The organism is Streptomyces sp. JW3, assembly GCF_052216785.1.
Taxonomy (GTDB): Bacteria; Actinomycetota; Actinomycetes; order Streptomycetales; family Streptomycetaceae; genus Streptomyces.
On sequence record NZ_JBQOUX010000008.1, the window covers coordinates 57,640 to 83,490 of the forward strand.

Consider the following 25,851-nt stretch of genomic DNA (forward strand, 5'->3'; position numbering starts at 1 on the left):
CGAGTTTTCGGCCACAGGATGGACAGGCGGCAAACAGCCTCCCATGAGAGTTTCAACAGGCTCTTGCCCGAATTCGGGCAGGTTTCTTGCACAGGCGCCTTTCGTCCCCCAGGATCTACCGGGTGCACGACGAACTCGTTGATCATCTGACGCGGTCCACGCCCCTCAACCGGGGCGAGGCGCTGCGCGTGGTCCAGGACGTGCTCGCCTACTTCGACGAGACGACCGAGGAGTACGTCCGTCGCCGCCACCGCGAGCTCCAGGCCCAGGGCCTGGTGAACGCGACGATCTTCGAACGGATCAAGGCGGAACTCGCATACCGGGCGGTCGCACCACCGGAGCTGACGCTCCGTCAACTGCGCCGCGTCGTCTACGGCTGAGGGACAGCGTTTTTATGTGCGGAATCGTCGGTTACATCGGCAGGCGTGATGTGGCGCCCCTGCTTCTGGAGGGCCTCCAGCGCCTGGAGTACCGGGGCTACGACTCGGCGGGCATCGTCGTCACCGCCCCCAAGGCGGCCGGTCTGAAGATGGTCAAGGCCAAGGGCCGGGTCCGGGACCTGGAGGCCAAGGTCCCGGCGCGCTTCAAGGGCACCACCGGCATCGCCCACACCCGCTGGGCCACCCACGGCGCCCCTTCCGACGCCAACGCCCACCCGCACCTGTCGGCCGACCACAAGGTCGCCGTCGTGCACAACGGCATCATCGACAACGCCGCCGACCTGCGCCGCAAACTGGAGGCGGACGGCGTCGAGTTCCTCTCGGAGACCGACACCGAGGTCCTCGTCCACCTCATCGCCCGCTCGGCGGCCGAGAAGCTGGAGGACCGGGTCCGCGAGACCCTCCGGCTGATCGAGGGCACCTACGGCATCGCCGTCGTGCACGCCGACTTCCCCGACCGCATCGTGGTGGCCCGCAACGGCTCCCCGGTCGTCCTCGGCATCGGCGAGAAGGAGATGTTCGTCGCCTCCGACATCGCCGCGCTGGTCGCCCACACCCGGCAGATAGTCACCCTCGACGACGGCGAGATGGCCACCCTCAAGGCCGACGACTTCCGCACCTACACCACCGAGGGCACCCGCACCACCTCCGAGCCGACCACCGTGGAGTGGGAGGCCGCCTCCTACGACATGGGCGGCCACGACACCTACATGCACAAGGAGATCCACGAGCAGGCCGAGGCGGTCGACCGGGTGCTGCGCGGCCGGATCGACGACCGCTTCTCCACCGTGCACCTCGGCGGCCTCAACCTGGACGCCCGCGAGGCCCGCCGGATCCGCCGGGTCAAGATCCTCGGCTGCGGCACCTCGTACCACGCGGGCATGATCGGCGCCCAGATGATCGAGGAGCTGGCCCGCATCCCCGCCGACGCCGAGCCGGCCTCCGAGTTCCGCTACCGCAACGCCGTCGTCGACCCCGACACCCTCTACGTCGCCGTCTCCCAGTCCGGCGAGACGTACGACGTGCTGGCCGCCGTGCAGGAGCTGAAGCGCAAGGGCGCCCGGGTGCTCGGCATCGTCAACGTGGTCGGTTCGGCCATCGCCCGCGAGGCGGACGGCGGCATGTACGTGCACGCGGGGCCCGAGGTCTGCGTGGTCTCCACCAAGTGCTTCACCAACACCACGGTCGCCTTCGCGCTGCTCGCCCTGCACCTGGGCCGCACCCGCGACCTGTCGGTGCGCGACGGCAAGCGGATCATCGAGGGGCTGCGCAAGCTGCCCGGCCAGATCTCCGAGATGCTGGCGCAGGAGGAGGAGATCAAGAAGCTGGCCGCCGAGTACGCCGAGGCCCGCTCGATGCTCTTCATCGGCCGCGTCCGGGGCTACCCGGTGGCCCGGGAGGCGTCGCTGAAGCTCAAGGAGGTCTCCTACATCCACGCCGAGGCGTACCCGGCCTCCGAGCTGAAGCACGGCCCGCTGGCCCTGATCGAGCCGGCCCTGCCCACCGTCGCGATCGTCCCCGACGACGACCTGCTGGAGAAGAACCGCGCCGCGATGGAGGAGATCAAGGCCCGCAGCGGCCAGATCCTCGCCGTCGCCCACCAGCACCAGGAGAAGGCCGACCACACCGTCGTCGTCCCGAAGAACGAGGACGAACTCGACCCCATCCTGATGGGCATCCCGCTCCAACTCCTCGCCTACCACACGGCGCTGGCCCTGGGCCGGGACATCGACAAGCCCCGCAACCTCGCCAAGTCAGTGACGGTGGAGTAAGAAGCGCCCGAAGGGGCGCGGGGCTGTATCGATGTGCGGCTCCGCCGCGTGGGCGCGAGCAACCACGAACCACCCGCACAGGCAAGACAACAGGGTGGCCCCCCACGTGTGCCAACACACGCAGGGGGCCACCCTGTTGTCAGGGAATCACCACAACCGGCCGCTGCGCCCGCTTGGCCAGCCTCCCCGCAACCGACCCGAAAAGCCGCCCGACGAGCCCGTGGGTGGAACCCACGACAATCGCGTCGGCCTCGTACTCCCGCCCCACCTCTTCGAGTTCGTGGCAGATGTCGCCACCCCGCTCGACGAGAATCCACGGCACCTCGGCGAGATAGTCCGCGCAGGCCAGCTCGAGGCCCAGCACCTCGGTGCGGTGGTCCGGCACGTCCACGAAGACGGGTGGTTCGCAGCCCGCCCACACCGTGGTGGGCAGCCGGTTGGCCACATGGACGATGATCAGGCCCTGGGCCTGGCGCAGCGCCATGCCGATGGCGTACGCGAGGGCGCGTTCACTGGACGTGGAGCCGTCGAAGCCCACGACGACACCGTGCTTGAAGGCGGGGTCGCACGCGTGGCGTGGCTCTGGCTCCGCCAGGGGATCGGCCGCCGTCGGATCGGCGACCGGCCGCTTGCGGTCCGCGGGTTCGAAGAATTCGTGACCGGCCATGGCTGTCTCGGCGTTGTGATCCTTTATGTGGGCCGACAGGGTGCGGCGGAGCGGTGTGCGCATCAGTGTCCGGGAATCGTCTTCCCAACCCCATACCCCCAAGGGTACGGCGGCACGCCTCCTTCACCCGGTTCCCGGCGGGCTGCCCGCCGGGGTTCCCCGGAGCATGCACGAGGGGGCGCCCGTTACGCAATGGTTGCTGCGCTGTACAGGCGGTTCACACAGGATTCACGCGCGCGTACGCCCCTCGTACGGTCGTCCGAGGTACCGGTCCGGCCCGCCGGGCGGCGTTCGGTTGCCTCCTGGTCCCGGTCGTGCTCCTGTGGTGCGGGGCCTCCCGCGCGCGCCGCCCGGCGGCCGGGGCCGGCGACGGGACGGTCGCGGGTACGGAAACGGGGGCGCGCGGGAGCGGGCGGCACATCGGGGAAAGCGCACCGGTCGCCTGACCGGTTTCCGTACCCGCGCCCGCTTCTTTTCAGCCAACTTCGACACATGGCGCATCCCCGCCCCGGACCACCCCCCAATCCCCGTTCCACCTGCACGGAAAGGGTCTCGGAGCCCCTGCGCACCCTACGGGGATTGGCCACCGTCACAAGGCGCACTTCCCTGCGGCGCCCGGGAGTGCAACGCTTCGTGATCGAATGCTTCACGCCAAGTTGCCATGTCGACAATGTCCCAAGTGCCGAACCGGCCATCCCGGCGCGACGGGACACAGTAGATTCGATCTTGACTGTCTACGGCGGGGGACTCGTGCAGGACCGAGGGGAAACGTGTTGGAGCGACAGACCCGAAAGGATCAGGGCGCCGCGACCACCGAGGGGGGCTTAGCAGCATGAGCCACGACTCCACTGCCGCGCCGGAAGCCGCGTCCCGGAAACTCTCCGGGCGACGCCGCAAGGAGATCGTCGCGGTGCTGCTGTTCAGCGGCGGCCCCATTTTCGAGAGTTCCATACCGCTGTCGGTGTTCGGTATCGACCGGCAGGACGCCGGCGTACCGCGCTACCGGCTGCTGGTCTGCGCCGGCGAGGACGGCCCGCTCAGGACCACGGGAGGTCTGGAGCTGACCGCGCCGCAGGGTCTTGAGGCGATCTCCCGGGCCGGCACCGTGGTGGTGCCCGCCTGGCGGTCGATCACCTCACCGCCGCCGGAGGAGGCGCTGGACGCGCTGCGCCGGGCGCACGAGGAGGGCGCGCGCATCGTGGGCCTGTGCACCGGCGCGTTCGTGCTGGCCGCGGCCGGGCTGCTGGACGGCCGCCCGGCCACCACGCACTGGATGTACGCGCCGACGCTGGCCAAGCGCTACCCGTCGGTGCACGTCGACCCGCGCGAGCTGTTCGTGGACGACGGCGACGTGCTGACGTCGGCCGGCACCGCCGCCGGCATCGATCTGTGTCTGCACATCGTGCGCACCGACCACGGCAACGAGGCGGCCGGCGCGCTGGCCCGGCGCCTGGTGGTGCCACCGCGCCGCAGCGGCGGCCAGGAGCGCTACCTGGACCGGTCTTTACCGGAGGAGATCGGCGCCGACCCGCTGGCCGAGGTCGTCGCCTGGGCGCTGGAGCACCTCCACGAGCAGTTCGACGTGGAGACGCTCGCCGCGCGCGCGTACATGAGCCGTCGTACGTTCGACCGCCGGTTCCGCTCGCTGACGGGTTCGGCCCCGCTCCAGTGGCTGATCACCCAGCGGGTGCTCCAGGCGCAGCGCCTGCTGGAGACGTCCGACTACTCGGTGGACGAGGTGGCCGGCCGCTGCGGCTTCCGCTCGCCGGTGGCGCTGCGCGGCCACTTCCGCCGCCAGCTGGGCTCCTCCCCGGCCGCCTACCGGGCCGCGTACCGGGCCCGCCGGCCGGGGGCCGACCGCCCGGCGGACAGCGGTGAGCGGGCCCCGGTCGCGGCCGAGGCGGCCGGGGCGCACCCGGCCCCGCCGCACCCGGAGGGCGGCGTACCGTTCCAGACCCGCCGCCCCGCCCCGCACCACGCCCCCGCCGACGCCGACCGCGAGGCCTACGCGGGCCCCCGCCCCAGCCTCCCGGGCCAGCGCAGCGCACCCTGACCCGGCGGCCCGGTGTCTGTGTGGGCCCCCACGGGGCCCACACAGACACCGGGGGACTGAAAAGCTGACGTCAGCCGTAGGGTGTTCGCATGAACGATCGCATGGTGTGGATCGACTGCGAGATGACCGGCCTCTCGCTGTCCGACGACGCGCTCATCGAGGTGGCCGCCCTCGTCACCGACTCCGAGCTGAACATCCTCGGCGACGGCGTCGACATCGTCATCCGCCCGCCGGACCAGGCCCTGCTGACCATGCCGGACGTGGTGCGCCGGATGCACACCGCCTCCGGCCTGCTCACCGAACTGGAGCACGGCACGACGCTGGCCGACGCCGAGGAACGGGTCCTGGCGTACGTCAGGGAACACGTCAAGGAGCCCGGCAAGGCCCCGCTGTGCGGCAACTCCGTCGGCACCGACCGCGGCTTCCTGCTCCGCGACATGCCGACCCTGGAGGACTACCTCCACTACCGGATCGTCGACGTCTCCTCGGTCAAGGAGCTGGCCCGCCGCTGGTACCCGAGGGCCTACTTCAACAGTCCGGAGAAGAACGGCAACCACCGCGCGCTCGCCGACATCCGCGAGTCCATCGCCGAGCTGCGCTACTACCGCGAGGCCGTCTTCGTCCCCCAGCCCGGCCCCGACTCCGAGACCGCCAAGGCCATCGCGGCCAGGCATGTCGTGCGCGCCGAGTAAGGCGGGCGCGAGCACCCCTTCGGACCCTGTACACTTTTTCTCGGCCGGTCGGGGAAACCAGACGGAATCCCAGCACCGGTCATGGTGGGTGTAGCTCAGCTGGTAGAGCACCTGGTTGTGGTCCAGGAAGTCGCGGGTTCAAGTCCCGTCACTCACCCTGACAGGGAAGCCCCTGATGCGCGGAGACGCGCATCAGGGGCTTCGTCGCGTTCGGCTGCCCTTCCGTTCCCTTCCCGCCAACCCCGAGGGCAGGAACAGCAGTTCACCGTTCTGACGCTCGAGCGCAACCAGTAGTGTCCACAGTTGGTCGGGTTGAGTGACCATTGCTGTGGGCTGGACTGGTGGGGCTGGACTGGAATGGGGTTCGGGTGCGTCGGAAGAAGGCTGGCGGGGGAGACGAGGTGAGCCTCTGGAGCGGTCGCCGGGCCCGGCGGCGGGCCGGCCCGCGGGCGCCGGAGCACCGGGACGGGCCCGCCCCGGCCGCCGGGGAACCGGCCGGGCCGCGCGTCCTCGTCGAGGACCACGACGGCCTGCTCCTGCTACGCCTGCCCACGGACGACACCCTGCTCGCCGCCGACGTCACCGACCTGGCCCGCGCCCTGCGCGCCGCCGGCCCGGACACCGTCACGATCGTGGCGGCCGCCGGGGCGGACGCGTCGGCGGCGCTCTGGTCCCGGCTGAGCGAGTCGCTCGACTCGCTGCGGGAGGCCGGCACCCGGTCCGTGCGGCTGGTGCTGTCCGGTGCCGGACTCGACCGGCCGGACCGGCCCGCCCCGGCCCGCCGGATCGCCGACGCCTGGGGGCTGACGGTCGAGGCCCCCGACGGGCCGGTGCTCGTGGTGCCGGGCGGCTCGGTCTTCGTACCGCCCGGGGACGGCGGCTGGTGGCGGTTCGCGCCGGGCGAGCGGCCCGCGATGCTCGGGCCGCGCACCCCCGCCCCGCACTGGCAGGCCGCGCTGCGCGGGGCGCCCGCGCGGACCTCGGACGGCTGCGTGGTGGAGCAGATACCGGCCGGTCTGCTGATCCGGCCCGCCGAGGCGACCGCGGCCCGGCCCGGTGACCTGTTCCACGCCGTACCCGTGGACCCCAAGCGGCCCGCCGTGATCGTCGGGGTGCCGTGGGGCGAGGACGTCCTGGCGAGCGAGGTGGCCGAGGTGCTCGCCGCGCTGCCGGCCGCCGTCCGCGCCGGCGTCCGGCTCGCCCCGGGCGGGCGGCGCGACCTGCTGCCGCTGGGCCGCGCGGTGGCTACGGAGCTGAAGGCCGAGGTGGAGGTCTCCACCGGCGTCCCGCTCTTCGCCGCCGACAGCCCGCTGGGCACGTACGGCGTCCGGTCCGTGCTGGTCGGGCCGGACGGGGCGGCGCGCTGGCTGCCGTTCGTGGACGCCGTACTGTGCCCGCCGCCGGCCCCGGCCCGGCCGGCCCCGGGACCCGACGGCCCGGCCGCCGCCCCCGGCCCCGCTCCGGCTCCCCGGCTGCTGCGCTGGACCTCGCCGCTGCCGGACCCCCGGGGCCCCGAGGACGGCGTCCTGCACCTCTCCGACACGTGGCGGGCCACGATCACCCGGGCCGGGCTGTGGGTGGACCGCCGGGACGGTCCGCCGCCGCCCTGGAGCGCCCGCCCGGTGAGCTCCGAGGGCCCCACCGTCGAGATCGGCGTCAGCGGCGACCGGCTCGACGACTCGCTCTGGCCGGTGCTGTCCCGCCTCCTCGGCCGCCTCCCGGCCGACCTGCGCACCCGCACCACCCTGCACGTCCACGCCACCCCGCCCGACGGCGGCCTCGCCCTGCGCACGCTGGCGGCGGACCACGCCCTGCGCGTCATCCGCTTCACCACGACCACGGCCACGGCACCGGCGGGAGCGGCGAAGCCGCCGTCGCCGATCGCGACCGGGTCGACGGCGCTTCCCAGCGCCCCGCGCCCGGCCCCGGTGGCCGGCGCCCCCGTGGGCAGTGGGGTGTCCGGTTCCGCCGGTCCCGCCGGTCCCGTGGCGACGGCCGCGGTCGCGTCCGTCCCGGCCGCGCCGGTGACCGGAACCGCGCGGAGCGCGCCGCGGCTACCGGCCATACCGAAGAGCCGGGCGGGGGCCGGCGCCCCCGCCGCCCCGAAGGCCCCCGAACCGCCGGCGGAACGGGTCGCGGAATCGGCGTCCGAGCCGACCGCCGCCGCCGTACCCGAGCGCGCCGCCGTCGCCGAGCCCGGTCCGGGCCCCGCCGCCCTCCCCCTCCCGGACGTCCCCGTCTCCCCCCGGCACCGCAGCACCGCCCCCGAGCGCGCCGCCTTCCGGGCGCTGGCCGGGGCCCGGTGGGGGCGGCAGGACGTGGCGCGGGCCGACCTGGTCGCGTTGCGGCTGTACCTCCAGGACGACGACGGACCGCTGGGCCACCGGGCGCTGACACAGTCCCTGCGGTCGGGCGCGGAGCGCCTCGTGCCGTACGCCGGCTGTCTGGCGTCCGGACTCGCCCGGCTGCCGGCGTACCGCGGTGCCGTGCTGCGCGGACGCGGCGACGCGGCCGGGCTCGACACGCTGCGGCCGGGGCAGGTGCTGCGCGACCCCGCGCCGCTGAGCGGGCTGCCGTTCGGTCCGGGGCGTACGGAGCCGGTCGCGGGCGTCGGCTTCGCGATCTGGTCCATCACCGGCCGCCGCGTCGGACAACTGCCGGACGCGCCCGACGAGGTCGTCTTCGCGCCGGGCACCGCCTTCAAGGTCCTCGGCGTCCGGGCGGCCGGCGCCTCGGGGCCGCTGGTCCTGCTGCGCCAGCTGCCCGACGTACCCACCGCGTCCACCGTGCTGGAAGACGCGGACGAGACCGCGCTCGCCCGCCTGGACCACGCCCTGGCGGACCGCACGTCGCCCGGCACGGGCGCGTGGCCGGACCGGTGCGCCGGTCCGGTCGGCGCGCCCTGACACCGCACCTCCCACCCTTCGACAAGGAGCAGTGTTCATGCCACGTCAGAACGAACCGCCCTCCTCCGAGCCGGCGTCCCCCGTCGCCGTCCGGCGGGCGGTGGCCGTACCGGATCCCGGACCGGACCCCGGCGCCGCCCTCAGCCCACGCGTCCCCGCCACCACCGCCACTCCCCCGGCCCCGGCGGCGGAGCCCGCGCCCCGCACCGAACAGCCCGAGAAGAAAAAGAAGGAGGAGGAGAAGAAGGCACAGGAGAAGAAGGCACAGGAGGAGAAGGCACAGGACGGGCAGGCGGAGCCGGAGCCGGTTGCCGGGCAGGCCGCCGAGGCCCCCGTGGCCGTGGCCGTCGCCGAGGCCGCCCCCAGTCCGCTCCCCGGCGTCGACAAGGCCGCCGCGGAGCCCGATGAGCAGCCCTCGGGCCGCCCCCGGCGCCCCCTGCTGGCCGCGGCCGGCATCGCGGGCGCGCTGCTGATCTCCGTACCGTTCCTGGTGATGGCCGCGCTCGGGGACGACGACGACCGGTCGGTCGCCACCGCGCCCGTCGGTGGTACGACGCTCGATCCGGGCACGGCCGGTGACGAGTTGCCCGCCGACTACGCGGCCGAGTCCCCCTCGCCCAGCCCGTCGAAGTCCGCGGCCGCCTCCAAGTCGCCGTCGCCCGCCGGGGTGCGGGCCGCGCCGCAGGGCGCCGAGAATACGGCGGAGGAGAAGGAGCCGGCCGCCGAGAAGACCACCGCGGCCGCGAAGACGAAGAAAAAGAAGACGACGGCCACGACCAAGAAGGCGGCCGGGCCCACCGCCCGTGAGCTGGCCAACGCCGCCTCCAGCCAGTCGGCCGTCCTGCTGAAGAACACCGCGACCGGCAAGTGCGCCGACCTGCCCGCCTACGGCAAGGGGTCGGTCGACGGTCCCGTCACGCAGTACATCTGCCGGGACGGCGGCTCCGACAACCAGCAGTGGAACCTGAACGTGGTGGAGGCGAGCGGCGGCCCGGACGGCGCGAGCCTGTTCGTCGTCAAGAACGTCAAGGACGGGCTCTGCTTCGACCTGCCCAACTACGGCAGTGTCGGCAAGGGCACCCAGCTGGCCGAGTACCACTGCAACACCACCCGGGCGGACAACCAGCTCTGGTACCTGGAACCGCGCGCGGGCGGCACGTACGCGCTGCGCAATCTCGTCAGCAACCTGTGCCTGGGCGTGAACGGCGGCAAGAGCGCCGGTGACGACGCCCGGCTCCAGGTGATGACCTGCGGGGAGAACGAGTACACCGCGCAGCGCTGGGTCTTCTCCTGACCGGTCTTCTCCTGACGGTCAGGACGACTTGCGCTCCACGAGCCGCGTGGCCAGGACCGCCTGCTGCCGCTCCGGTCCGCGGGCGGCGGCCGGGCGGCGGTCGGCGATCTCGGTGAGCAGCAGGTCGATCATGGCCCGGCCCATCTCCACGATGGGCTGGCGGACGCTGGTCAGCGGCGGGTCCATGTGGCGGGCGATGGCCGAGTCGTCGTAGCCGACCAGGGCGACGTCCTCGGGGATGCGCAGGCCGGCCTCGCGCAGCGCCTGGCGGGCGCCGGCCGCGGTCACGTCGGAGCCGCAGAACACCGCGTCCAGGTCGGGGCGACGGCGCAGCAGTTCGGTCATCGCGCGGCGGCCGCCCTCCTCGGTGAAGTCGCCCGGTTCGATGAGACGTTCGTCCAGCTCCAGGGCGGCTCCGCGCAGGGCGTCGCGGTAGCCGTCGACGCGGCGCTGGGCACCGTAGACGTCGAGCCGGCCGGTGATGTGGGCGATCCGGCCGCGGCCCCGGGAGATCAGGTGCTCGACGGCCGAGCGGGCGCCGCCGTAGTTGTCGGAGTCGACCGAGGCGAGCGACTCGGCGGCCGAGCGCGGGCCGCTGATCACGGCGGGAATCTCCAGCTGGGCGAGCAGGTCGGGCAGCGGGTCGTCGGCGTGCACGGAGACCAGCAGGACGCCGTCCACCCGGTGGGCGGCGAGGTACTGGGCGAGCCGCCGCCGCTCCCGGTCGCTGCCCGCGAAGATCAGCAGCAGCTGCATCCCGGTGTCGGCCAGCTCGGACCCGACGCCGCGCAGGATGGCGGAGAAGTACGGCTCGGAGAAGAACCGGGTCTCCGGTTCGGGGACGACCAGGGCGATCGCGTCGGTGCGGTTGGCGGCCAGGGCGCGGGCGGCCGTGTTCGGGACGTAGCCGAGTTCGGCGACCGCCGCCTCGACGGCCGCGCGGGTCGCGTCGCTCACCCGGGGGGAACCGTTGATCACCCGGGAGACGGTGCCGCGGCCGACTCCGGCGCGGGCGGCGACCTCCTCCAGCGTCGGCCGCCGCACGCCCCGGCTGCTCCGCCCCTCGCCGACCACCATGGTCGCCACCTTCCCTTCACAGCTGTCGGCCAGAACTCGACGGGCTAGCCGGCCTGAAGCCCAGGGACTCCGGCCCGGGTCGTCTCTGACCGTCCGACCTTACCGGGGGTCTCGGGGCGCGACGCGGCGGGCGACGGCGGGCGACGGCGGCGAGCCGGCGGGCTGCCGCGGCCCGCCGCGGTCGCGGTGGGCTGCCGCGGCCCGCGCCGTCCCCGCTGCCGTCCCGCGCCGGCCCCGCTACCGTCCCGCGCCGGCCGCCGGCAGGGCGTTGCGCCGGATCACGTCGGCGTACCAGTGGGCGCTGGCCTTGGGGACGCGGCGCTGGGTGGCGTAGTCGACGTAGACGGCGCCGAAGCGCTTCGAGTAACCGTAGGACCACTCGAAGTTGTCCAGCAGGGACCACAGGAAGTAGCCGCGGACGTCCGCGCCGTCGGCCACGGCCCGCCGCACGGCGTCCAGGTGGGCGTGCAGGTAAACGATCCGCTGCGGGTCGTTCACCACCCCCTCGGGGGAGATGTAGTCGTCGAAGGCGGCGCCGTTCTCGGTGACCATCAGCGGCAGGTCCGGGTACGCCTTCGCCAGGCCGGTCAGCAGGGTGTGCAGCCCGTCGGGGTCGATGGCCCAGTTCATCGCCGTGAGGTCGTCGTTGGCGAGGTGGAAGGAAACGTGCTCGGAGCCGGTCCACGGGGAGTGGTCGCTGGCGCCGTGGCCGTCGTTCTTGGTGCCGGCGGTGGTGTCGGTGCCGGCGGCCGGCATCGACACCACGGTCGGCGCGTAGTAGTTGACGCCGAGCAGGTCGATGGGGCGGGAGATCTCGGCCAGGTCGCCGTCGCGTACCAGCTGCCCCCAGTCGACGATGTGCGCGGTGTCGGCGAGCAGGTCCGCGGGGTAGGCGCCGTCCAGCAGCGGCCCGGTGAAGACCCGGTTGCCGACCGCGTCGATGCGGCGGGCCGCCTCGACGTCCTCGGCGCCGGCGGTGAGCGGGCGCACCTGGTGGAGGTTGAGGGTGATGGAGGTCTGCGCGGTGGCCGGCAGGTCCGCGCGCAGCGCGCCGATCGCCTTGCCGTGCGCCAGGTTGAGGTGGTGGGCGGCGCGCAGGGCGGCGGCCGGGTCGGTGCGGCCGGGGGCGTGCACGCCGGAGCCGTAGCCCAGAAAGGCGCTGCACCAGGGCTCGTTGAGGGTGGTCCACACCCCGACCCGGTCGCCGAGGGCGCGGGCCATGATGCCGGCGTACTCGGCGAACCGGTCGGCGGTCTCGCGCTGCGGCCAGCCGCCCGCGTCCTCCAGTTCCTGGGGCAGGTCCCAGTGGTAGAGGGTGGCGACGGGGGTGATGCCGGCCGCCAGCAGTTCGTCGGTGAGCCGGCGGTAGAAGTCCAGGCCGCGTTCGACGGCGGGCCCCCGGCCGGTGGGCTGCACCCGGGACCAGGAGACCGAGAACCGGTACGCCTTGAGGCCGAGGTCCTTCATCAGGGCCACGTCGTCGCGGTACCGGTGGTAGTGGTCGGCGGCGATGTCACCGGTGTCGCCGTTGCGGACCTTGCCGGGGGTGTGGCTGAAGGTGTCCCAGATGGAGGCCGTGCGGCCGTCCTCGGCGGCGGCGCCCTCCACCTGGTAGGCGGCGGTGGCGGTGCCCCAGACGAAGTCCGCCGGGAAGGAGGTGCCGGAGGCCGGCCGGGCAGTGGTCTCGGGTCGTACAGCGGTCATGGTGAGGACGCTCCCAAATGACGTGAGGGACGTGAGGGACGGGAGGGACGGGAGGGATGTGAGGTGGGGGGCCGGGCGGGGAGGCCGGCGGGGTGTACGGGGCGCGAGTACGAGACCCGGGGCACCGGCAGGGCCCGCCTGCACGGCGGGCCCTGCCGGTGGTGGCCGGCTCGGCGGACCGGCCGGCTCGGCGGATCGACCGGCTCGGCGGACCGGCCGGGCCGCGCGGCAGGGCGTCAGCCCTTGACCGCGCCCGCCATGATGCCGCCGACGATCTGCTTGCCGAAGACCACGAAGACCACCAGCAGCGGCAGCGTGCTGATCAGCGCTCCGGCCATGACGATGCTCTGGTCGGGGGTGTACGAGGCGCTGAGCTGGCCGAGGGCCACCTGGAGCGTCGGGTTCTCCTGGTTCAGCGCGAGGAAGGGCCAGAAGAAGTCGTTCCACGCCTGGACGAAGGTGAGCATGCCGAGCACCATCATGGCGGGCCGGGCCGCGGGCAGCACCACGTTCCAGACGATGCGCAGGTTGTTCGCGCCGTCCATCTTGGCCGCCTCGATGAGCTCGTAGGGCAGCGCCTCCAGCAGGTACTGGCGCATGAAGAAGACACCGAAGGCGCCGACCAGGGTCGGGAAGATCACCGACTCCAGTTTTCCGCCCCAGCCGATGTCCGACATCATCATGAACAGCGGTACGACACTGAGCTGCGGCGGGATCGTGAGCGTGGCGATGACCGCGGTCATCAGCGCTCCCCGGCCGCGGAAGCGCATCTTGGCGAAGGCGTAGCCGGCCAGGGTGCAGAAGAACAGCGTGGCCGCGGTGATGGAGGCGGACACGATGAAGCTGTTGACGATGGCCTTGCCGAGGTTGGCCTGTTCCCAGGCCGCCTCCAGGTTGCTGAAGAGGTTGCCGCCTGGGATCAGCGGCGGCGGGCTGTCGAGCACCCGCTGCTGGTCGTGGGAGGCGGCCACCAGCGTCCAGTACAGCGGGAAGAGGGAGCCCAGGCCGACGACGATCAGGGCGAGGTAGGTGTACGGGCCGCCCTTGAGCTGCTGGCCGGCGCCGAGCTGGAGCCGGCGGCGCCGGCCGGCCGGGTCGGAGAGCGGGGCCGGGGGCAGGCCCGGCGCGGTCATCTTGGTGGGACTGCTGGTCGTGGTCATCGAAGTCGCTCCCGTCACGCCGCGCTCTTGCGCATGAACCGGCTGACGATCCAGTTGATCAGGGCGATGAGCAGCAGCAGGACGAGCATGGCCCAGGCCACCGCCGCGGCCGGACCGAGGTGCCCCAGCTTCCAGCCGTAGTTGTAGAGGTAGATGCTGAGCGTCTCGTACTGGTGCTCGCTGCCGCCGACGGCGCCGAGCGTGCCGCCCTCCAGCAGCAGCGGCTCACCGAACAGCTGCATGGAGCCGATCGTCGAGATGACGATGGTGAACAGGATCGTCGGCCGCAGCGAGGGAATGGTCACCTTGCGGAACTGCTGCCAGCGCGACGCGCCGTCGATCGACGCCGCCTCGTACAGGTCGCTCGGCACGGCCTGCATGGCCGCCAGGTAGATCAGGGCGTTGTAACCGGTCCAGCGCCAGATCACGATGACCGAGATCGCGATCTTGGACGTCCACTCGCCGCTGCCCCAGTCGATGTTGTCGACGCCGACGAAGCCGAGCACCCAGTTGAGGATGCCGCCGTCGGCCCGGAACACCAGGGCGAAGACGAGGGCGGCGGTGGCCACCGAGGTGGCGTACGGGGTGAGGATCACCGTGCGCCAGAAGGTGCTGGCGCGCAGCTTGTAGTTGAGCAGGTGGGCCAGGCCCAGCGCGACCAGCAACTGCGGGACGGTGGAGATGACGCCGATGACGAAGGTGTTGGAAACGGCCGTCCAGAACTCGGAGTCCTGGAGGATCTTGGTGAAGTTCTCGAAGCCGACCCACTCGGACTGGTCGAGAGCCGTCATCTCCACCCGGTGCAGGGCGATCCAGCCGGTGTAGAGGAGCGGGTAGAGCCCGAAGGCGCCGAAGACTAGGAAGAAGGGGGCGATGTACGCGTACGGAGACGCCTTGTCGTCGAAGCGCCACAAGCGCGTACGCCACGCGCTGGGCGCCTTTTTCGACGTGGCACCGGAGCCGCCGGTGGACGGCTTGTCGGCACCCCGTGTGGGGGTTGTCGTTGCCACAGAGGGAGTCCTTCCCTGGGAGGTCTGGCCGAGTGGAGCGGGCAGGAGGCGGGTCGCCGGGCCGGGCCCCGGCCCGCCGTTCCCTCCCTGGGCTCCCTGGGACGGATGGAGTTCGGTCCGGATCGGGTCCGGTCCGGACCGAGTGGTGCTCGGTCCGCATCGGGTTCGGGTCGGTGCGGCGGGCGCGGGGCGGACGGGGAGCCGTGGGACGTGGACGGGAACTCCCGGGCGGCACCGGGCCGTTCGGTCCGGACGCCGGCCCGGCCGGCTCCCGGACGCCCCGCAGCAGACCCGCCGTTGACGGCCGGGTCTGCTGCGGGGCGTCCCCCGCCCGAGGGCGCGGACCGCCGCCGTACGACTGCGGTCACGGCCCCGGTGAGCGAGCGGTGCCGGCGGCCGGTGCGGCCGCCCGCACCGTCGGGCTCAGCCGATCGCCTTGTCGATCGTCTCGGTCGCGGCCTCCCAGGCCTCGTCCGGCTTGGTACCGCGCTGCTCCATGTTGTTGATCTGCGTGGAGATCGTGTCCTTGATGACGCCGTCCTTCGCACCGAGCACCGCGACCGGGATCGTCTTGGCCTCATCGGCGTAGATCTGGCCGACCGGGGCGTCGTTGAAGTACGGCAGCGTCGCGTTCTTCACCTCGGGCAGCTCGTAGGCACCCTGGTTGGACGGGAAGATACCGACCGCCTTGAACACGGCGGCCTGCTGCTCGGGCGCCGTCAGCCACTTGACCAGCTCGGTCGCTTCCTTGGTGTGGTCGCCGCTCTCGGGAACGGTCAGGAAGGAGCCGCCCCAGTTGGCCGCGGTGTCACCGGGCGCGCTGGTGATGTCCCACTTGCCCTTGTAGTCGTCGCCGGAGTAGGTCTCGATCTGGGCGGCCATCCAGGCGGGGCACACGACCGTGGCCACGCTGCCCTTGCGCAGCGCCGCCTCCCAGGAGTCCTGGAACTGCGGCAGGCCCTGGCTCAGCTTCTTCGAAGCGACCTCGGCGGCCAGGTCCCAGCCCTCCTGCACACCGGGGCTGTCCTTGTAGATCGCCTTGCCGTCCGTGTCGTAGTACTGCTGCTCGGAGGAGCTGACGACACCGTTGAACATGGCGCTCGCGGAGTCCATGAAGAAGGTGCCGGAGGCCGCCTTCGCCTTGTACTGCTCACCGAGCTTGATGTAGTCCTCCCAGCCGCCGGCGACCGCCTCGGCGACGTCCTCCCGGTCGGTCGGCAGGCCCGCCTTCTCGAACAGGTCGCGGCGGTAGCACAGCGACATCGGGCCGATGTCGGTGCCGGCGCCGATGACCTTGCCGTCGGCCGCGGTCGCCTGCTTCGCCTTCCAGTCGACCCACTGGCTGACGTCGATGGAGTCCTTCAGGTCGACGAACTTGGCCGCCTGGGTGTCGACGACCTCCTTGACGCGGGCCACTTCGACACCGACGACATCGCCCAGTCCACTGCCCGTGTTCAGCTGCTGAAGGAGCTTCGGGTAGTAGTCCTGCTCGTTGGCGGTGGTCTCTTCCTTGACCGTGATGTTCGGGTGCAGCTCGTGGTACTTCTCGAACAGGCCGGCCTCCTTGTAGCCGAACTGCCCGTAGTCGGCCACCGTGAGGGTGATCTTCCCGTCGGAGTCCTTGGCGTCCGAGTCACTGTCACTGCCGCCGCAAGCGGTCAGCAGCAGGGCCGAGGCCGTCAGGACCGACGTGGTGGTGAGGACCGCTGCTCTGCGGCTACGACCGCCGCCGGTACGGGTGATGCGCATTCCACTACTCCTTGTTCCAGTGGGAACGGGGACCTCAGGGATCAGACCGCCGAGTTCGGCGGTCCCGACCTGCCCTCTCGGTTCGAGCAGCGGCCAACCCAGTGCGACGCGGCGTGCGGTGCGAAGCTGCTGGTCAGAGGTGTGCCATGCCAAGTGGAGGGAAGGGCCGATGGTGCGTTGGTCCGCACGGAGAGCGTCCCGTTCGTCCGTGGGACCGCTCCCACGCGGCTTGCCCCGAAGACTCCTCGGTGCCGGGCCCAAGTGTCAAGACTTGAAAACGGCGTTGTTGCGTAAGCGTGTTCCGGACGTCACGTGAATGTGTCGCGCCATGCCCCTTCCTCGGCCGCGCCGATGCCGGTTTGGTTCCGTTTCCTGCCTGTTTTCCGGCCGGTTTCAAGCCGTTCTCCCCGACAACACCTGGGCGGCGCGCGGCACTTGGACCACCCCGGGGCCCTGCCGGGCGGACGCTTCAGCTTTCTGAGCCAGAATGAAGCCGCCCCCCACCGAACGCCGGAAGGTGAACGATGAGCCCTGCCGAGCCGCCCAGGACCGCGGACATCCGGCGTCCGACCCTGAACGCCGTTGCCGCCCGCGCCGGTGTCGGCCGCGGCACGGTCTCCCGGGTCATCAACGGTTCCCCCAAAGTCAGCCCCCGCTCCCGCGCGGCGGTCGAGCAGGCGATCGCCGAGCTCGGCTACGTACCCAACCGGGCCGCCCGCTCCCTGGTCACCCGGCGCACCGACTCGGTGGCGCTGGTCGTGCCCGACGCCGAGACCCGGCTGTTCACCGAGCCGTACTTCTCGGAGATCATCCGGGGGGTGTCCGCCGGACTCGCGAGCGCGGGAATGCAGTTGCTGCTGGTCCTGGCGCGCGACGAGAAGGAGCACGCGCGGCTCGCCTCGTATCTGGCGGCGCACCGGGTGGACGGGGTACTGATGATCGCGGTGCACCGCGACGACACGCTCCCCGACGAGCTGGACGGTCTCGCCATCCCGACCGTGCTGGCCGGCCGGCGCGGCGCGGGGGAGACCCTCGGGCACGTCCGCGCGGACAACAGCGGCGGCGCCGAGAGCGCGGTCGGGCATCTGCTGGCCCGGGGCCGCCGGACCATCGCCACCATCACCGGGCCGCTGGACATGGAGGCCGCGCAGGACCGGATCGACGGCTACCACGCGGCGCTGCGCGGCGCGGGCGTCCCGCACGACGAGGGGCTGATCGCGTACGGCGACTTCACCGAGGAGGGCGGCCGGGCGGCGATGCGGGACCTGCTGGGCCGGCGCCCCGGCCTGGACGCCGTGTTCGTGGCTTCCGACGTGATGGCCGCGGGCGCCCTCCAGGAGCTGCGCGCCCGCGAGCTGCGGGTGCCCGACGACGTGGCCGTGATCGGCTTCGACGACTCGATCGTGGCCCGGCACACCGATCCGCCGCTGACCAGCGTCCGGCAGCCGCTGGAGGAGATGGGCCGGGCCATGGCCGGGCTCCTGCTGGCCGAGATAGCCGACCGCGGCACCGGCCACCGCGAGGTGGTCCTGCCGACGGAACTGGTGATCCGGGCGTCGGCTTGATCCGGGCATCGGCCCGATTCCCAGGCCAACCCGATCCCACGCCAACCCGATCCCACGCCAACCCGATCCCCACGCCAACCCGATCCCACGTCGACCCGATCCCCACGCCAACCCGACCCCCACGCCAACCCGATCCCACGTCGACCCGATCCCCACGCCAACCCGACCCGCCGCCCCCTCAGACAGACCGGCACCCCGGGCGGCACGGACTCGGCCTTTCCTGGTGGGAGCGCTCCCATGCATAATGAGGTTCCCCGACCCGTGGGAGCGATTCCATGCCAGAACCGATGCCCGCCGCTTTTCCTCCAGCGTTCCTCTGGGGCGCCGCGACCTCCGCGTACCAGATCGAGGGGGCGGTGCGCGAGGACGGCCGCACCCCGTCGATCTGGGACACCTTCAGCCACACCCCGGGCAAGACGGCCGGCGGTGACACCGGTGACACGGCCGTCGACCACTACCACCGCTACCGCGACGACGTGGCGCTCATGGCGGACCTGGGCCTGAACGCCTACCGCTTCTCCGTCTCCTGGTCCCGGGTGCAGCCCACCGGCCGCGGCCCGGCCGTCCAGCGCGGGCTGGACTTCTACCGGCGGCTGGTCGACGAGCTGCTGGACAAGGGCATCAAGCCGGCCCTCACCCTCTACCACTGGGACCTGCCGCAGGAGCTGGAGGACGCGGGCGGCTGGCCCGAGCGGGAGACGGCGTACCGCTTCGCCGAGTACGCGGGGATCGTCGGCGCGGCGCTCGGCGACCGGGTGGAGCAGTGGATGACGCTCAACGAGCCCTGGTGCAGCGCCTTCCTCGGCTACGGCTCCGGGGTGCACGCGCCGGGCCGCACCGACCACGCGGCCGCCCTGCGCGCGGCCCACCACCTCAATCTGGCGCACGGTCTGGCCACCACCGCCCTGCGGTCGGTGATGCCGGCCCGCAACTCGGTCGCGGTGAGCCTGAACACCGCGGTGGTCCGGCCGCTGTCCCGGCGCCCGGAGGACCTGCTGGCGGCCCGCAAGATCGACGACCTGTCCGGCGGCGTCTTCCACGGCCCGATCCTGCACGGCGCCTACCCCGAGCGCCTCTTCGAGGCGACGGCGTCGGTCACCGACTGGTCCCATGTGCAGGACGGCGACCTCGCCGCCATCCACCAGCCGCTGGACGCGCTGGGCCTGAACTACTACAACCCGACGCTGGTGTCGGCGGCCGACGCGGACGCCCGCGGCCCGCGCTCGGACGGGCACGGGGAGAGCGACTTCTCGCCCTGGCCGGCCGCCGACGACGTGGCCTTCCACCAGTCGCCGGGCGAGCGCACCGAGATGGGCTGGACCGTCGACCCGACCGGCCTGTACGACATGATCATGCGCTACTCGCGCGAGGCGCCGGGCCTCCAGCTGTTCATCACCGAGAACGGCGCCGCCTACGACGACAAGCCCGACTCCGACGGCCGGGTGCACGACCCCGAGCGCGTCGCCTACCTGAACGGGCACCTGTCGGCGGTCCACCGGGCCATCGCCGACGGCGCGGACGTCCGCGGCTACTACCTGTGGTCCCTGCTGGACAACTTCGAGTGGGCGTACGGCTACGAGAAGCGGTTCGGCGGGGTCTACGTGGACTACGTGACCCTGGAGCGGACCCCGAAGTCGAGCGCCCTGTGGTACGGCGAGGCGGCCCGCACGGGCACGCTCCCGCCGGTCGAGACGGCCGGACGGACCTCCTGACCGAACAGACCACCTGACCAGGGGAGCGGGGAAACGGGGCGCGGCATCCGACGGGGGTGCCGCGCCCCAGCGCTCGGCTACTGCTGGTAGGCCGCGAACGCCTTGGCGAAGGCGCCGTCCGTCTGGTCGATGGAGCTGCACGTGGCGTCGGCCTGCTGCTTCGGGCCGCCGGGGCACGCCTTGTCCCGGGTGGCGGACCACATGGACAGGCTGCCGAGCCCCTTGCTCTCGGCGAACTCCACCAGCTGGGTGGCGTCGGCCACCGTGAACACCTCGGTGGTCACGTCGTTGACCCCGATCATCGGCGTCACGCCGACCGCCTGCCAGGCCGCGCTGTCGTCGAGCCCGAGGACACCCTTGACCTGGGCCTGGGTGGCGGTGGCGGCCTGTTCGGCGTAGCTGCCCATGTCGCCGCTGTAGGCGGCGCCGTAGTCCATCGCCATGATGTTGACGGTGTCCACCGCGACGCCGTTCTCCTTCGCGTTCGCGAGCAGGTCGACGCCGGGCTGGGTCAGGCCCTCGGGCATCACCGGGAGGGTGAAGGAGACGTCCAGGTCGGGGTGGTCGGCCTGGAGCCGCGCGATCGCCTGCGCCCGGCGGGTGTTGGCGGCCGTGTCGGGCAGCGCGCCGCCCTCCACGTCGAAGTCGACCTTGGTCAGCCCGTAGGCGGTCACGACCTTCTCGTACGCCGCCGCCAGCGCGTCGGCCGAGGCGCAGGTGGTGGCCAGCTCGGCGCCGGCCGCGCCGCCGAAGGAGACCCGGACGTCGCCGCCCGCCGCGCGCAGGTCGCCGATCTGCGCGGCCACGGCGTCGCTCGCCAGGTCGGTGACGCCGCCCCACTTGGGGGTGCAGCTCCCGCCGTCGGTGACGAAGGCGAGGTTGTACTCCTTGACGTCGGTCGCCTCGGCGTTGGCCAGCAGGTCGTAGGCCGGGTAGAGCGAGGTGTCGACGTACGGCGCGAAGCCGGCGCCGCCGGTGGTGCCGCTGCCGGTGTCCTCGGTCGCGGTGGGGGCCGGGGTGGCGGTCTCGTCCTCGGTCGGGGTGTCGGTGGGGGTGGGGGTGGGGGTGGGGGTGTCGGTGGGCCGACCGCTGGGCTCGGGGGTGGCGCCCGCGTCCGTGGCGCAGGAGGCGCCGTCGACCAGACAGCCGGCCGGGTCGCCGGTGCCCTGGGCGACGAAGCCGACGGTGACCGACTCGCCGGCCGCGAGCCCGTCGGTGTCCCACTTCGGCGCGGTCACGGTGACGTGCTGTCCGCTCACGCTCGACTCGGCGTTCCACAGCGACCCGAGCTTCGTCCCCGCGGGCAGGTCGAACTCCAGCGTCCAGTTGGCCTTCTGCTGCGTACTGTCGTTGGTGACGACGTACTGGGCGGTGTACCCCGTCTCCCAGGTGCTGGTCTTCGTGTACGCGGCGCCGACCGCCGCCGCCTGCGCCGAGCTGGTGAAAAGCAGCGCGCCGCCGCCCGCGACGGCCGCTGCCACGACCGCGCCGATCGCCTTGTTCCTGCCGCTGATCCTGCGCCGGTGGGTACTCATCGCGTGCCTGCCTTCGGTTCTTGCCGGTTCTTTGCCGGTTCTTGCCGGGGGTGGGGGTGCGGCAGCACGCTAGCGATGCCGAAACGGGCAAAGAGCCTGATCCGGACGGGGGTTGGCGATCTTAGGGTGCGCTTAAGGAAGGGATCGGGAGCGATTAAAGGTACGGACCGCGCCGCGCGGCCGGCGCCGCCGCACGGTCCCCCGGTGGCCGCGCCGCTCGGGCGCCGCCCGGCCGTCGAGCTGGAGCCAGATCCGCACCTCGGTCCCGCCGAGCACGGAGGACCCGATCCGGACGTCGCCGCCGGTGGACTCCGCGAGCCGGCGCACGATGTCCAGCCCGAGCCCGGTCGACCCGTCGCTGCCCGATCCCCGGCCGCGTGCCATCGCCGCCTCCGGGTCGGGTATGCCGGGGCCCGCGTCGGAGACCAGCACGATCACCGCGTCCTCGGCGTTGTGCACGTCGACCGCGAAGGGGGTGCCCTCCGGGGTGTGCCGGAAGACGTTGCCGAGCAGCGCGTCGAGGGCGGCGGCCAGATCGGCGCGGGCCACGGGTATCCGCACCGGCCGGTCGGCGCCGGCCACCCGCCACTTGCGGCCCTCGTCCTCGGCCAGCGCCGACCAGAACCCCATCCGCTCGCGCACCACCTCGGCGGCGTCGCACCCGGCGCCGGGTCCGGCCGCCGCGGTCTGCGGCCGGGCGTCCCGGGCGGTCCGGATGATGGTGTCGACCTCGCGCTCCAGCTGCTCGACGGCGGCCCGGGTCTGCTCGGCGGCCGGACCCTCGCCGAGCGAGGCCGCGTTCAGCCGGAGCACGGTCAGCGGGGTGCGCAGCCGGTGCGAGAGGTCGGCGGCCAGCTCCCGTTCGTTGGCGAGGAGCTGGACGACCTGGTCGGCCATGGAGTTGAACGCGACGGCGGCGGAGCGCAGTTCGGGCGGTCCCTCCTCCGGCACCCGGGCGCCGAGCCGGCCCTCCCCCAGCTCCTGGGCGCCCTCGGCCAGCCGCTGGGCGGGCTGCACCATGCGGACACCGAGCCGGTCGGCGACCGCGACCGAGCCGACGATCAGCGCGGCGCCGACGGCGGCCAGCACCGCCCAGGCCGTGCCCACCCCGTTGCTGACCTCGGACTCGGGGACGTACACCTCGACGACGGCGATCGCGCCGGAGCCGATCGCGACCGGCTGGAGCAGCACGGAGCCGTCCGGCACCTGGGTGGTGGAGGCGCGCCCCAGTCGGCGTACCGCCTCGATGTCCGCGGCGGCGGCCCGTTCCTGGCCGATGTCGACGCCCTTCCCGTCCTCGGCGTCGGCGGCCGGGGGGATGTGCACGGCCATCGCCGCGTCGTCGGAGCCGGCGGCGGCGACGACGCGTTCCAGTTGCTCGCGGTCGGTGGTGATGGACAGCGCGGGGGCGACCGCCGCCGCCTCCCGTTCGGCGCCCGCGAACGCGCGGTCGCGGGCCATCTCCCGGATGACCAGGCCGAGCGGCACGGCGAAGGCGACCACGACCATCGCGGTCACCGCCAGCGACACCTTGACCAGCGCCCACCTCATCGCGCGGGCTCCGCGCCGGGCGGCTCCAGCTTCACACCGACCCCGCGCAGCGTGTGCAGGTAACGCGGCCGGGCGGCGGTCTCCCCCAGTTTCCGGCGCAGCCAGGACAGATGGACGTCGATGGTCTGGTCGTCGCCGTAGGACTGCTGCCAGACCTCGGCGAGGAGTTCCTTGCGGGGGACGACCACGCCGGGGCGGGCGGCGAGGAAGGCGAGCAGGTCGAACTCGCGCCGGGTCAGGTCGAGCCGGACGCCGTCCAGCTCGGCCTGGCGGCGCAGCGGGTCGACGGTGAGGCCGCCGACGCCGAGCACGGTGGACGGCGGTGCCTCGCCCGCGCCGGTGCGGGCCCGGCGCAGTACGGCGGCCATCCGGGCCGACAGGTGCTCCACGGAGAACGGTTTGGTGAGGTAGTCGTCCGCGCCGGCGTTGAGCAGCCGGACGATCTCCGTCTCGTCGTCCCGGGCGGTGGCGACGATCACCGGCACGTCGGTGATGCCGCGCAGCATCTTCAGGGCCTCGGACCCGTCGAGATCGGGGAGTCCGAGGTCCAGTATCACCACGTCGAAACGGAGCTGGGCGACCTCGCGCAGCGCCTCCAGGGCGGTGCCGACGCTGCGCACCGTGTGGGCGGCGTCGGTGAGATGCCGGATCAGCGCCGAGCGGACGAACTGGTCGTCCTCGACCACGAGCACACTTGCCATGGGCGGCACCGTACGCCATCCGGGCGAGCCGAGTTCGGGCCTGTGGACAACTCCCCGTGCGCGACACGCGTGGGGCGGGTGGGGCAGTATGGCGGCGATGCGCAGAGGACTCGTACACGTACTGGCCTGGCTGCTCGCCACGGGCGCGGCGGTCACCCTGTCGTGGTGGGGTGTGCACACGGTCATGGCGGGCACGGCGTACGACCCGCCCCGGGCGCTGCCGATCACGGCGGTCGAGGAGTCGGCGCGGGCGTCGCCGGCGCTGGCGTCCTCCACCAGCCGGCCGGCCCCGTCGGACAGTCCGACACCGACGCCGACGCCGACGCCCACCGCGACGACGCACGAGCCGAGCGCGACCCCGTCGTCCCCGAAGCCGTCGTCCTCCCCCACGTCGCCTTCCCCGTCGTCCACTTCATCCGGCCAGGTCAAGGGGTACGACACCAAGGGCGGCCGGGCGGTGTTCGACCTCGGGCCGGTCTCGGCGTCGCTGGTGTCGGCGACGCCGGGCGCGGGCTGGTCGATGCAGGTGTGGAAGACGGAGACGTGGATCCGGGTGGAGTTCACCTCCGGCGCGGACCGGGTGTCGGTGTTCTGCACCTGGCACGACGGGCCGCCGCGGGTGGAGATCGGGACCTACTGAACCGTCACGGCCCGCACCCGGCCCCTACTGGAAGACCGCGGGCGGCGGTGCCGGGGAGGCCACCGCGGTGGCGTCCGTGACGGGGGTGGCGCCGCCGGTGAAGTCGGTGAGCGCCCTGCCGTGTTCGACCCGGGCGGGCTGCGGGTCGGACGCGGCCCGGCGGGTCAGCTCGGCGAGCGGCAGCGGCCGGTCGGAGGCGACGAGCACGGCGTTGCCGAAGCGTTTGCCGCGCAGTACGGCCGGGTCGGCGACGAGGGCGAGTTCGGTGAAGCGGGCGGCGGCGGTGGCGATCTGGCCGCGCAGGTGGGCCAGCGGCGGGCCGTCGGCGAGGTTGGCGGTGTAGACCCCGCCGGGCGCGAGGGCGAGCCGGACCTCGTCGAGGAACTCGGCCGAGGTCAGGTGGGCGGGGGTGCGGGCGCCGCTGAAGACGTCGGCGACGATCAGGTCGGCCCGGCCGTGCGGCAGCTTGGCCAGCGCGGCGCGGGCGTCGGCGGTCCGGACCCGGATGCGGGCGCCGGGGTCCAGCGGCAGTTCCCGGCGGACCAGCTGGACCAGGGCCGCGTCCCGCTCCACGACCTGCTGGGTGGAGCGGGGCCGGGTGGCGGCGACGTAGCGGGCCAGGGTGAGCGCGCCGCCCCCGAGGTGCACGGCGTGCACGGGCCGTCCCGGCGGTGCGACGAGGTCGACGACGTGCCCGAAGCGGCGCTGGTACTCGAAGGAGAGGTGGGCCGGGTCGGCCAGGTCGACGTGCGACTGCGGGGCGCCGTCGATCAGCAGCGTCCAGCCGCGCGGCCGGTCCCGGTCGGGCAGCAGCTCGGCGCGGCCGCCGTCGACGTCCGCCGACACGGCTTCCGCGCCGGCCCGCCCGCGCCGGGGGCTTCTGGACTTTCCCATCGGGCCATTATCGCCGGGGGAGCCGGACGGGGGCGCGGTCGGTGCCGTACGGGTCCGGCGGCAGGGTCGGACAGCGGCGGACCGGCGTCCGCGCGCCGCGGCTCAGCGGCAGTTGTCGGCCGCCTCGATCAGCCGGGCCGCCTCGCCGAGCGAGGGGGAGCCGGACGGGGGCGCGGTCGGTGCCGTACGGGTCCGGCGGCAGGGTCGGACAGCGGCGGACCGGCGTCCGCGCGCCGCGGCTCAGCGGCAGTTGTCGGCCGCCTCGATCAGCCGGGCCGCCTCGCCGAGCGCGGCGCGCAGGTCGGCCGGGTCGGTCGCGGGGTCCGTCTCCTCGGGCGGCAGCAGCCAGCCGGGGCCCGGCGCCGGGAGCCGCGGGGCCGGCGCCGGGCTCCGCCGGTCCGGCTCCGTACAGGTGCTCCCGGGCACGTCCCAGGCCGCGGCGGTGCCCGGCGGCACCAGGAAGCCGAGGGTGCCGCGGCCGTCGTCGTGCAGCACCGGGCCCACCGCTTCGCTCGCTCCCCGTCTGAGGATGTCGACGGCCTCCAGTCCTTGCCTGGTCGGCACGATGACGACGTCGCAGGCGTCGCACGTGCCCAGGGCGTCGCTGATCCGGCTGGTCTCCATCCCCGCCTCCACCATCACGGAAACAACTCCTTGGACGAGCGGACCGGGAGTCGCTCTCCGGGCCCACAGGGTTCAACGCGCCGGACCGTCAACGGCTACGGCGTG

The 25,851-nt window shown here is 73.1% G+C and carries 20 protein-coding genes and 1 tRNA gene; 10 read left to right on the plus strand and 11 right to left on the minus strand.

The annotated features are described in order from the left end of the window. Nucleotides 1–122: 122 nt before the first annotated feature. Both ACTT8P_RS05840 and glmS read left to right on the plus strand, forming a co-directional pair. Nucleotides 123–380: a hypothetical protein gene (locus ACTT8P_RS05840; RefSeq protein WP_442830442.1), complete on the plus strand. Its 258-nt coding sequence runs from the start codon at nt 123–125 to the stop codon at nt 378–380. A 14-nt stretch (nt 381–394) separates the two neighbouring features. Further along, nucleotides 395–2,212, plus strand: a complete 1,818-nt coding sequence (gene glmS, locus ACTT8P_RS05845) for a glutamine--fructose-6-phosphate transaminase (isomerizing) (protein WP_442830443.1) — start codon at nt 395–397, stop codon at nt 2,210–2,212. A gap of 139 nt (nt 2,213–2,351) precedes the next feature. On the opposite strand, the gene ACTT8P_RS05850 is transcribed toward glmS, so the two are convergent. After that, entirely contained in the window at nt 2,352–2,879 is a 528-nt protein-coding gene (locus ACTT8P_RS05850) for a universal stress protein (protein ID WP_361159953.1), read from the minus strand. Nucleotides 2,880–3,711: 832 nt separating this feature from the next. On the opposite strand from ACTT8P_RS05850, the gene ACTT8P_RS05855 reads away from it, so the two are divergent. The 5 genes from ACTT8P_RS05855 to ACTT8P_RS05875 all read left to right on the plus strand — a co-directional run bounded on the left by ACTT8P_RS05855 (nt 3,712) and on the right by ACTT8P_RS05875 (nt 9,824). Beyond that, the gene (locus ACTT8P_RS05855) at nt 3,712–4,932 is read left to right on the plus strand and encodes a helix-turn-helix domain-containing protein (protein ID WP_442830444.1); all 1,221 of its coding nucleotides are present in this window, start codon (nt 3,712–3,714) and stop codon (nt 4,930–4,932) included. An 89-nt stretch (nt 4,933–5,021) separates the two neighbouring features. Then, the gene (gene orn, locus ACTT8P_RS05860) at nt 5,022–5,624 is read left to right on the plus strand and encodes an oligoribonuclease (protein ID WP_442830445.1); all 603 of its coding nucleotides are present in this window, start codon (nt 5,022–5,024) and stop codon (nt 5,622–5,624) included. 84 nt (nt 5,625–5,708) lie between these two features. Beyond that, a tRNA-His gene (locus tag ACTT8P_RS05865) sits at nt 5,709–5,781 on the plus strand. 244 nt (nt 5,782–6,025) lie between these two features. Next, nucleotides 6,026–8,530: a hypothetical protein gene (locus tag ACTT8P_RS05870; RefSeq protein ID WP_442830446.1), complete on the plus strand. Its 2,505-nt coding sequence runs from the start codon at nt 6,026–6,028 to the stop codon at nt 8,528–8,530. A 37-nt stretch (nt 8,531–8,567) separates the two neighbouring features. Next, nucleotides 8,568–9,824 (plus strand): RICIN domain-containing protein, encoded by a 1,257-nt coding sequence (locus ACTT8P_RS05875; RefSeq protein ID WP_442830447.1) that lies wholly within the window; start codon nt 8,568–8,570, stop codon nt 9,822–9,824. 18 nt (nt 9,825–9,842) lie between these two features. On the opposite strand, the gene ACTT8P_RS05880 is transcribed toward ACTT8P_RS05875, so the two are convergent. From ACTT8P_RS05880 to ACTT8P_RS05900, 5 genes are all read right to left on the minus strand, one after another. Further along, nucleotides 9,843–10,901: a LacI family DNA-binding transcriptional regulator gene (locus ACTT8P_RS05880; RefSeq protein ID WP_442830448.1), complete on the minus strand. Its 1,059-nt coding sequence runs from the start codon at nt 10,899–10,901 to the stop codon at nt 9,843–9,845. 237 nt (nt 10,902–11,138) lie between these two features. Beyond that, complete coding sequence (locus ACTT8P_RS05885; protein ID WP_442830449.1) at nt 11,139–12,605, minus strand: GH1 family beta-glucosidase; 1,467 nt, start codon at nt 12,603–12,605, stop codon at nt 11,139–11,141. Between the two features lie 236 nt (nt 12,606–12,841). Continuing rightward, entirely contained in the window at nt 12,842–13,738 is an 897-nt protein-coding gene (locus ACTT8P_RS05890) for a carbohydrate ABC transporter permease (protein ID WP_442830490.1), read from the minus strand. A 41-nt stretch (nt 13,739–13,779) separates the two neighbouring features. Beyond that, nucleotides 13,780–14,775 carry a carbohydrate ABC transporter permease gene (locus ACTT8P_RS05895; RefSeq protein ID WP_442830450.1) on the minus strand — a complete coding sequence of 332 codons (996 nt, stop codon included), beginning with the start codon at nt 14,773–14,775 and terminating at the stop codon, nt 13,780–13,782. Nucleotides 14,776–15,198: 423 nt separating this feature from the next. After that, nucleotides 15,199–16,524, minus strand: a complete 1,326-nt coding sequence (locus tag ACTT8P_RS05900) for an ABC transporter substrate-binding protein (RefSeq protein WP_442830451.1) — start codon at nt 16,522–16,524, stop codon at nt 15,199–15,201. Between the two features lie 524 nt (nt 16,525–17,048). Between ACTT8P_RS05900 and ACTT8P_RS05905 the strand changes: the two genes are divergently transcribed. Beyond that, on the plus strand, nt 17,049–18,089 hold the full coding sequence (locus ACTT8P_RS05905) for a LacI family DNA-binding transcriptional regulator (RefSeq protein WP_442830452.1): 1,041 nt from the start codon (nt 17,049–17,051) through the stop codon (nt 18,087–18,089). A 275-nt stretch (nt 18,090–18,364) separates the two neighbouring features. Then, nucleotides 18,365–19,801 (plus strand): GH1 family beta-glucosidase, encoded by a 1,437-nt coding sequence (locus ACTT8P_RS05910; RefSeq protein WP_442830453.1) that lies wholly within the window; start codon nt 18,365–18,367, stop codon nt 19,799–19,801. 77 nt (nt 19,802–19,878) lie between these two features. On the opposite strand, the gene ACTT8P_RS05915 is transcribed toward ACTT8P_RS05910, so the two are convergent. The 3 genes from ACTT8P_RS05915 to ACTT8P_RS05925 all read right to left on the minus strand — a co-directional run bounded on the left by ACTT8P_RS05915 (nt 19,879) and on the right by ACTT8P_RS05925 (nt 23,588). Continuing rightward, complete coding sequence (locus ACTT8P_RS05915; RefSeq protein WP_442830454.1) at nt 19,879–21,336, minus strand: glycoside hydrolase family 18 protein; 1,458 nt, start codon at nt 21,334–21,336, stop codon at nt 19,879–19,881. A 132-nt stretch (nt 21,337–21,468) separates the two neighbouring features. Next, nucleotides 21,469–22,887, minus strand: coding sequence for a sensor histidine kinase (locus ACTT8P_RS05920; protein WP_442830455.1), 1,419 nt, complete (start codon nt 22,885–22,887; stop codon nt 21,469–21,471). After that, complete coding sequence (locus ACTT8P_RS05925; protein ID WP_442830456.1) at nt 22,884–23,588, minus strand: response regulator transcription factor; 705 nt, start codon at nt 23,586–23,588, stop codon at nt 22,884–22,886. The genes ACTT8P_RS05920 and ACTT8P_RS05925 overlap by 4 nt, the downstream gene beginning before the upstream one ends. Before the next feature lie 97 nt (nt 23,589–23,685). Between ACTT8P_RS05925 and ACTT8P_RS05930 the strand changes: the two genes are divergently transcribed. After that, entirely contained in the window at nt 23,686–24,228 is a 543-nt protein-coding gene (locus ACTT8P_RS05930; RefSeq protein ID WP_442830457.1) for a hypothetical protein, read from the plus strand. Between the two features lie 24 nt (nt 24,229–24,252). On the opposite strand, the gene ACTT8P_RS05935 is transcribed toward ACTT8P_RS05930, so the two are convergent. Together ACTT8P_RS05935 and ACTT8P_RS05940 are read right to left on the minus strand one after the other, a co-directional pair. Further along, a complete protein-coding gene (locus tag ACTT8P_RS05935) occupies nt 24,253–25,122 on the minus strand; it encodes a spermidine synthase (RefSeq protein ID WP_442830458.1) in 870 nt (289 codons plus the stop codon). Nucleotides 25,123–25,362: 240 nt separating this feature from the next. After that, entirely contained in the window at nt 25,363–25,761 is a 399-nt protein-coding gene (locus tag ACTT8P_RS05940) for a hypothetical protein (protein WP_442830491.1), read from the minus strand. Nucleotides 25,762–25,851 lie beyond the last annotated feature (90 nt).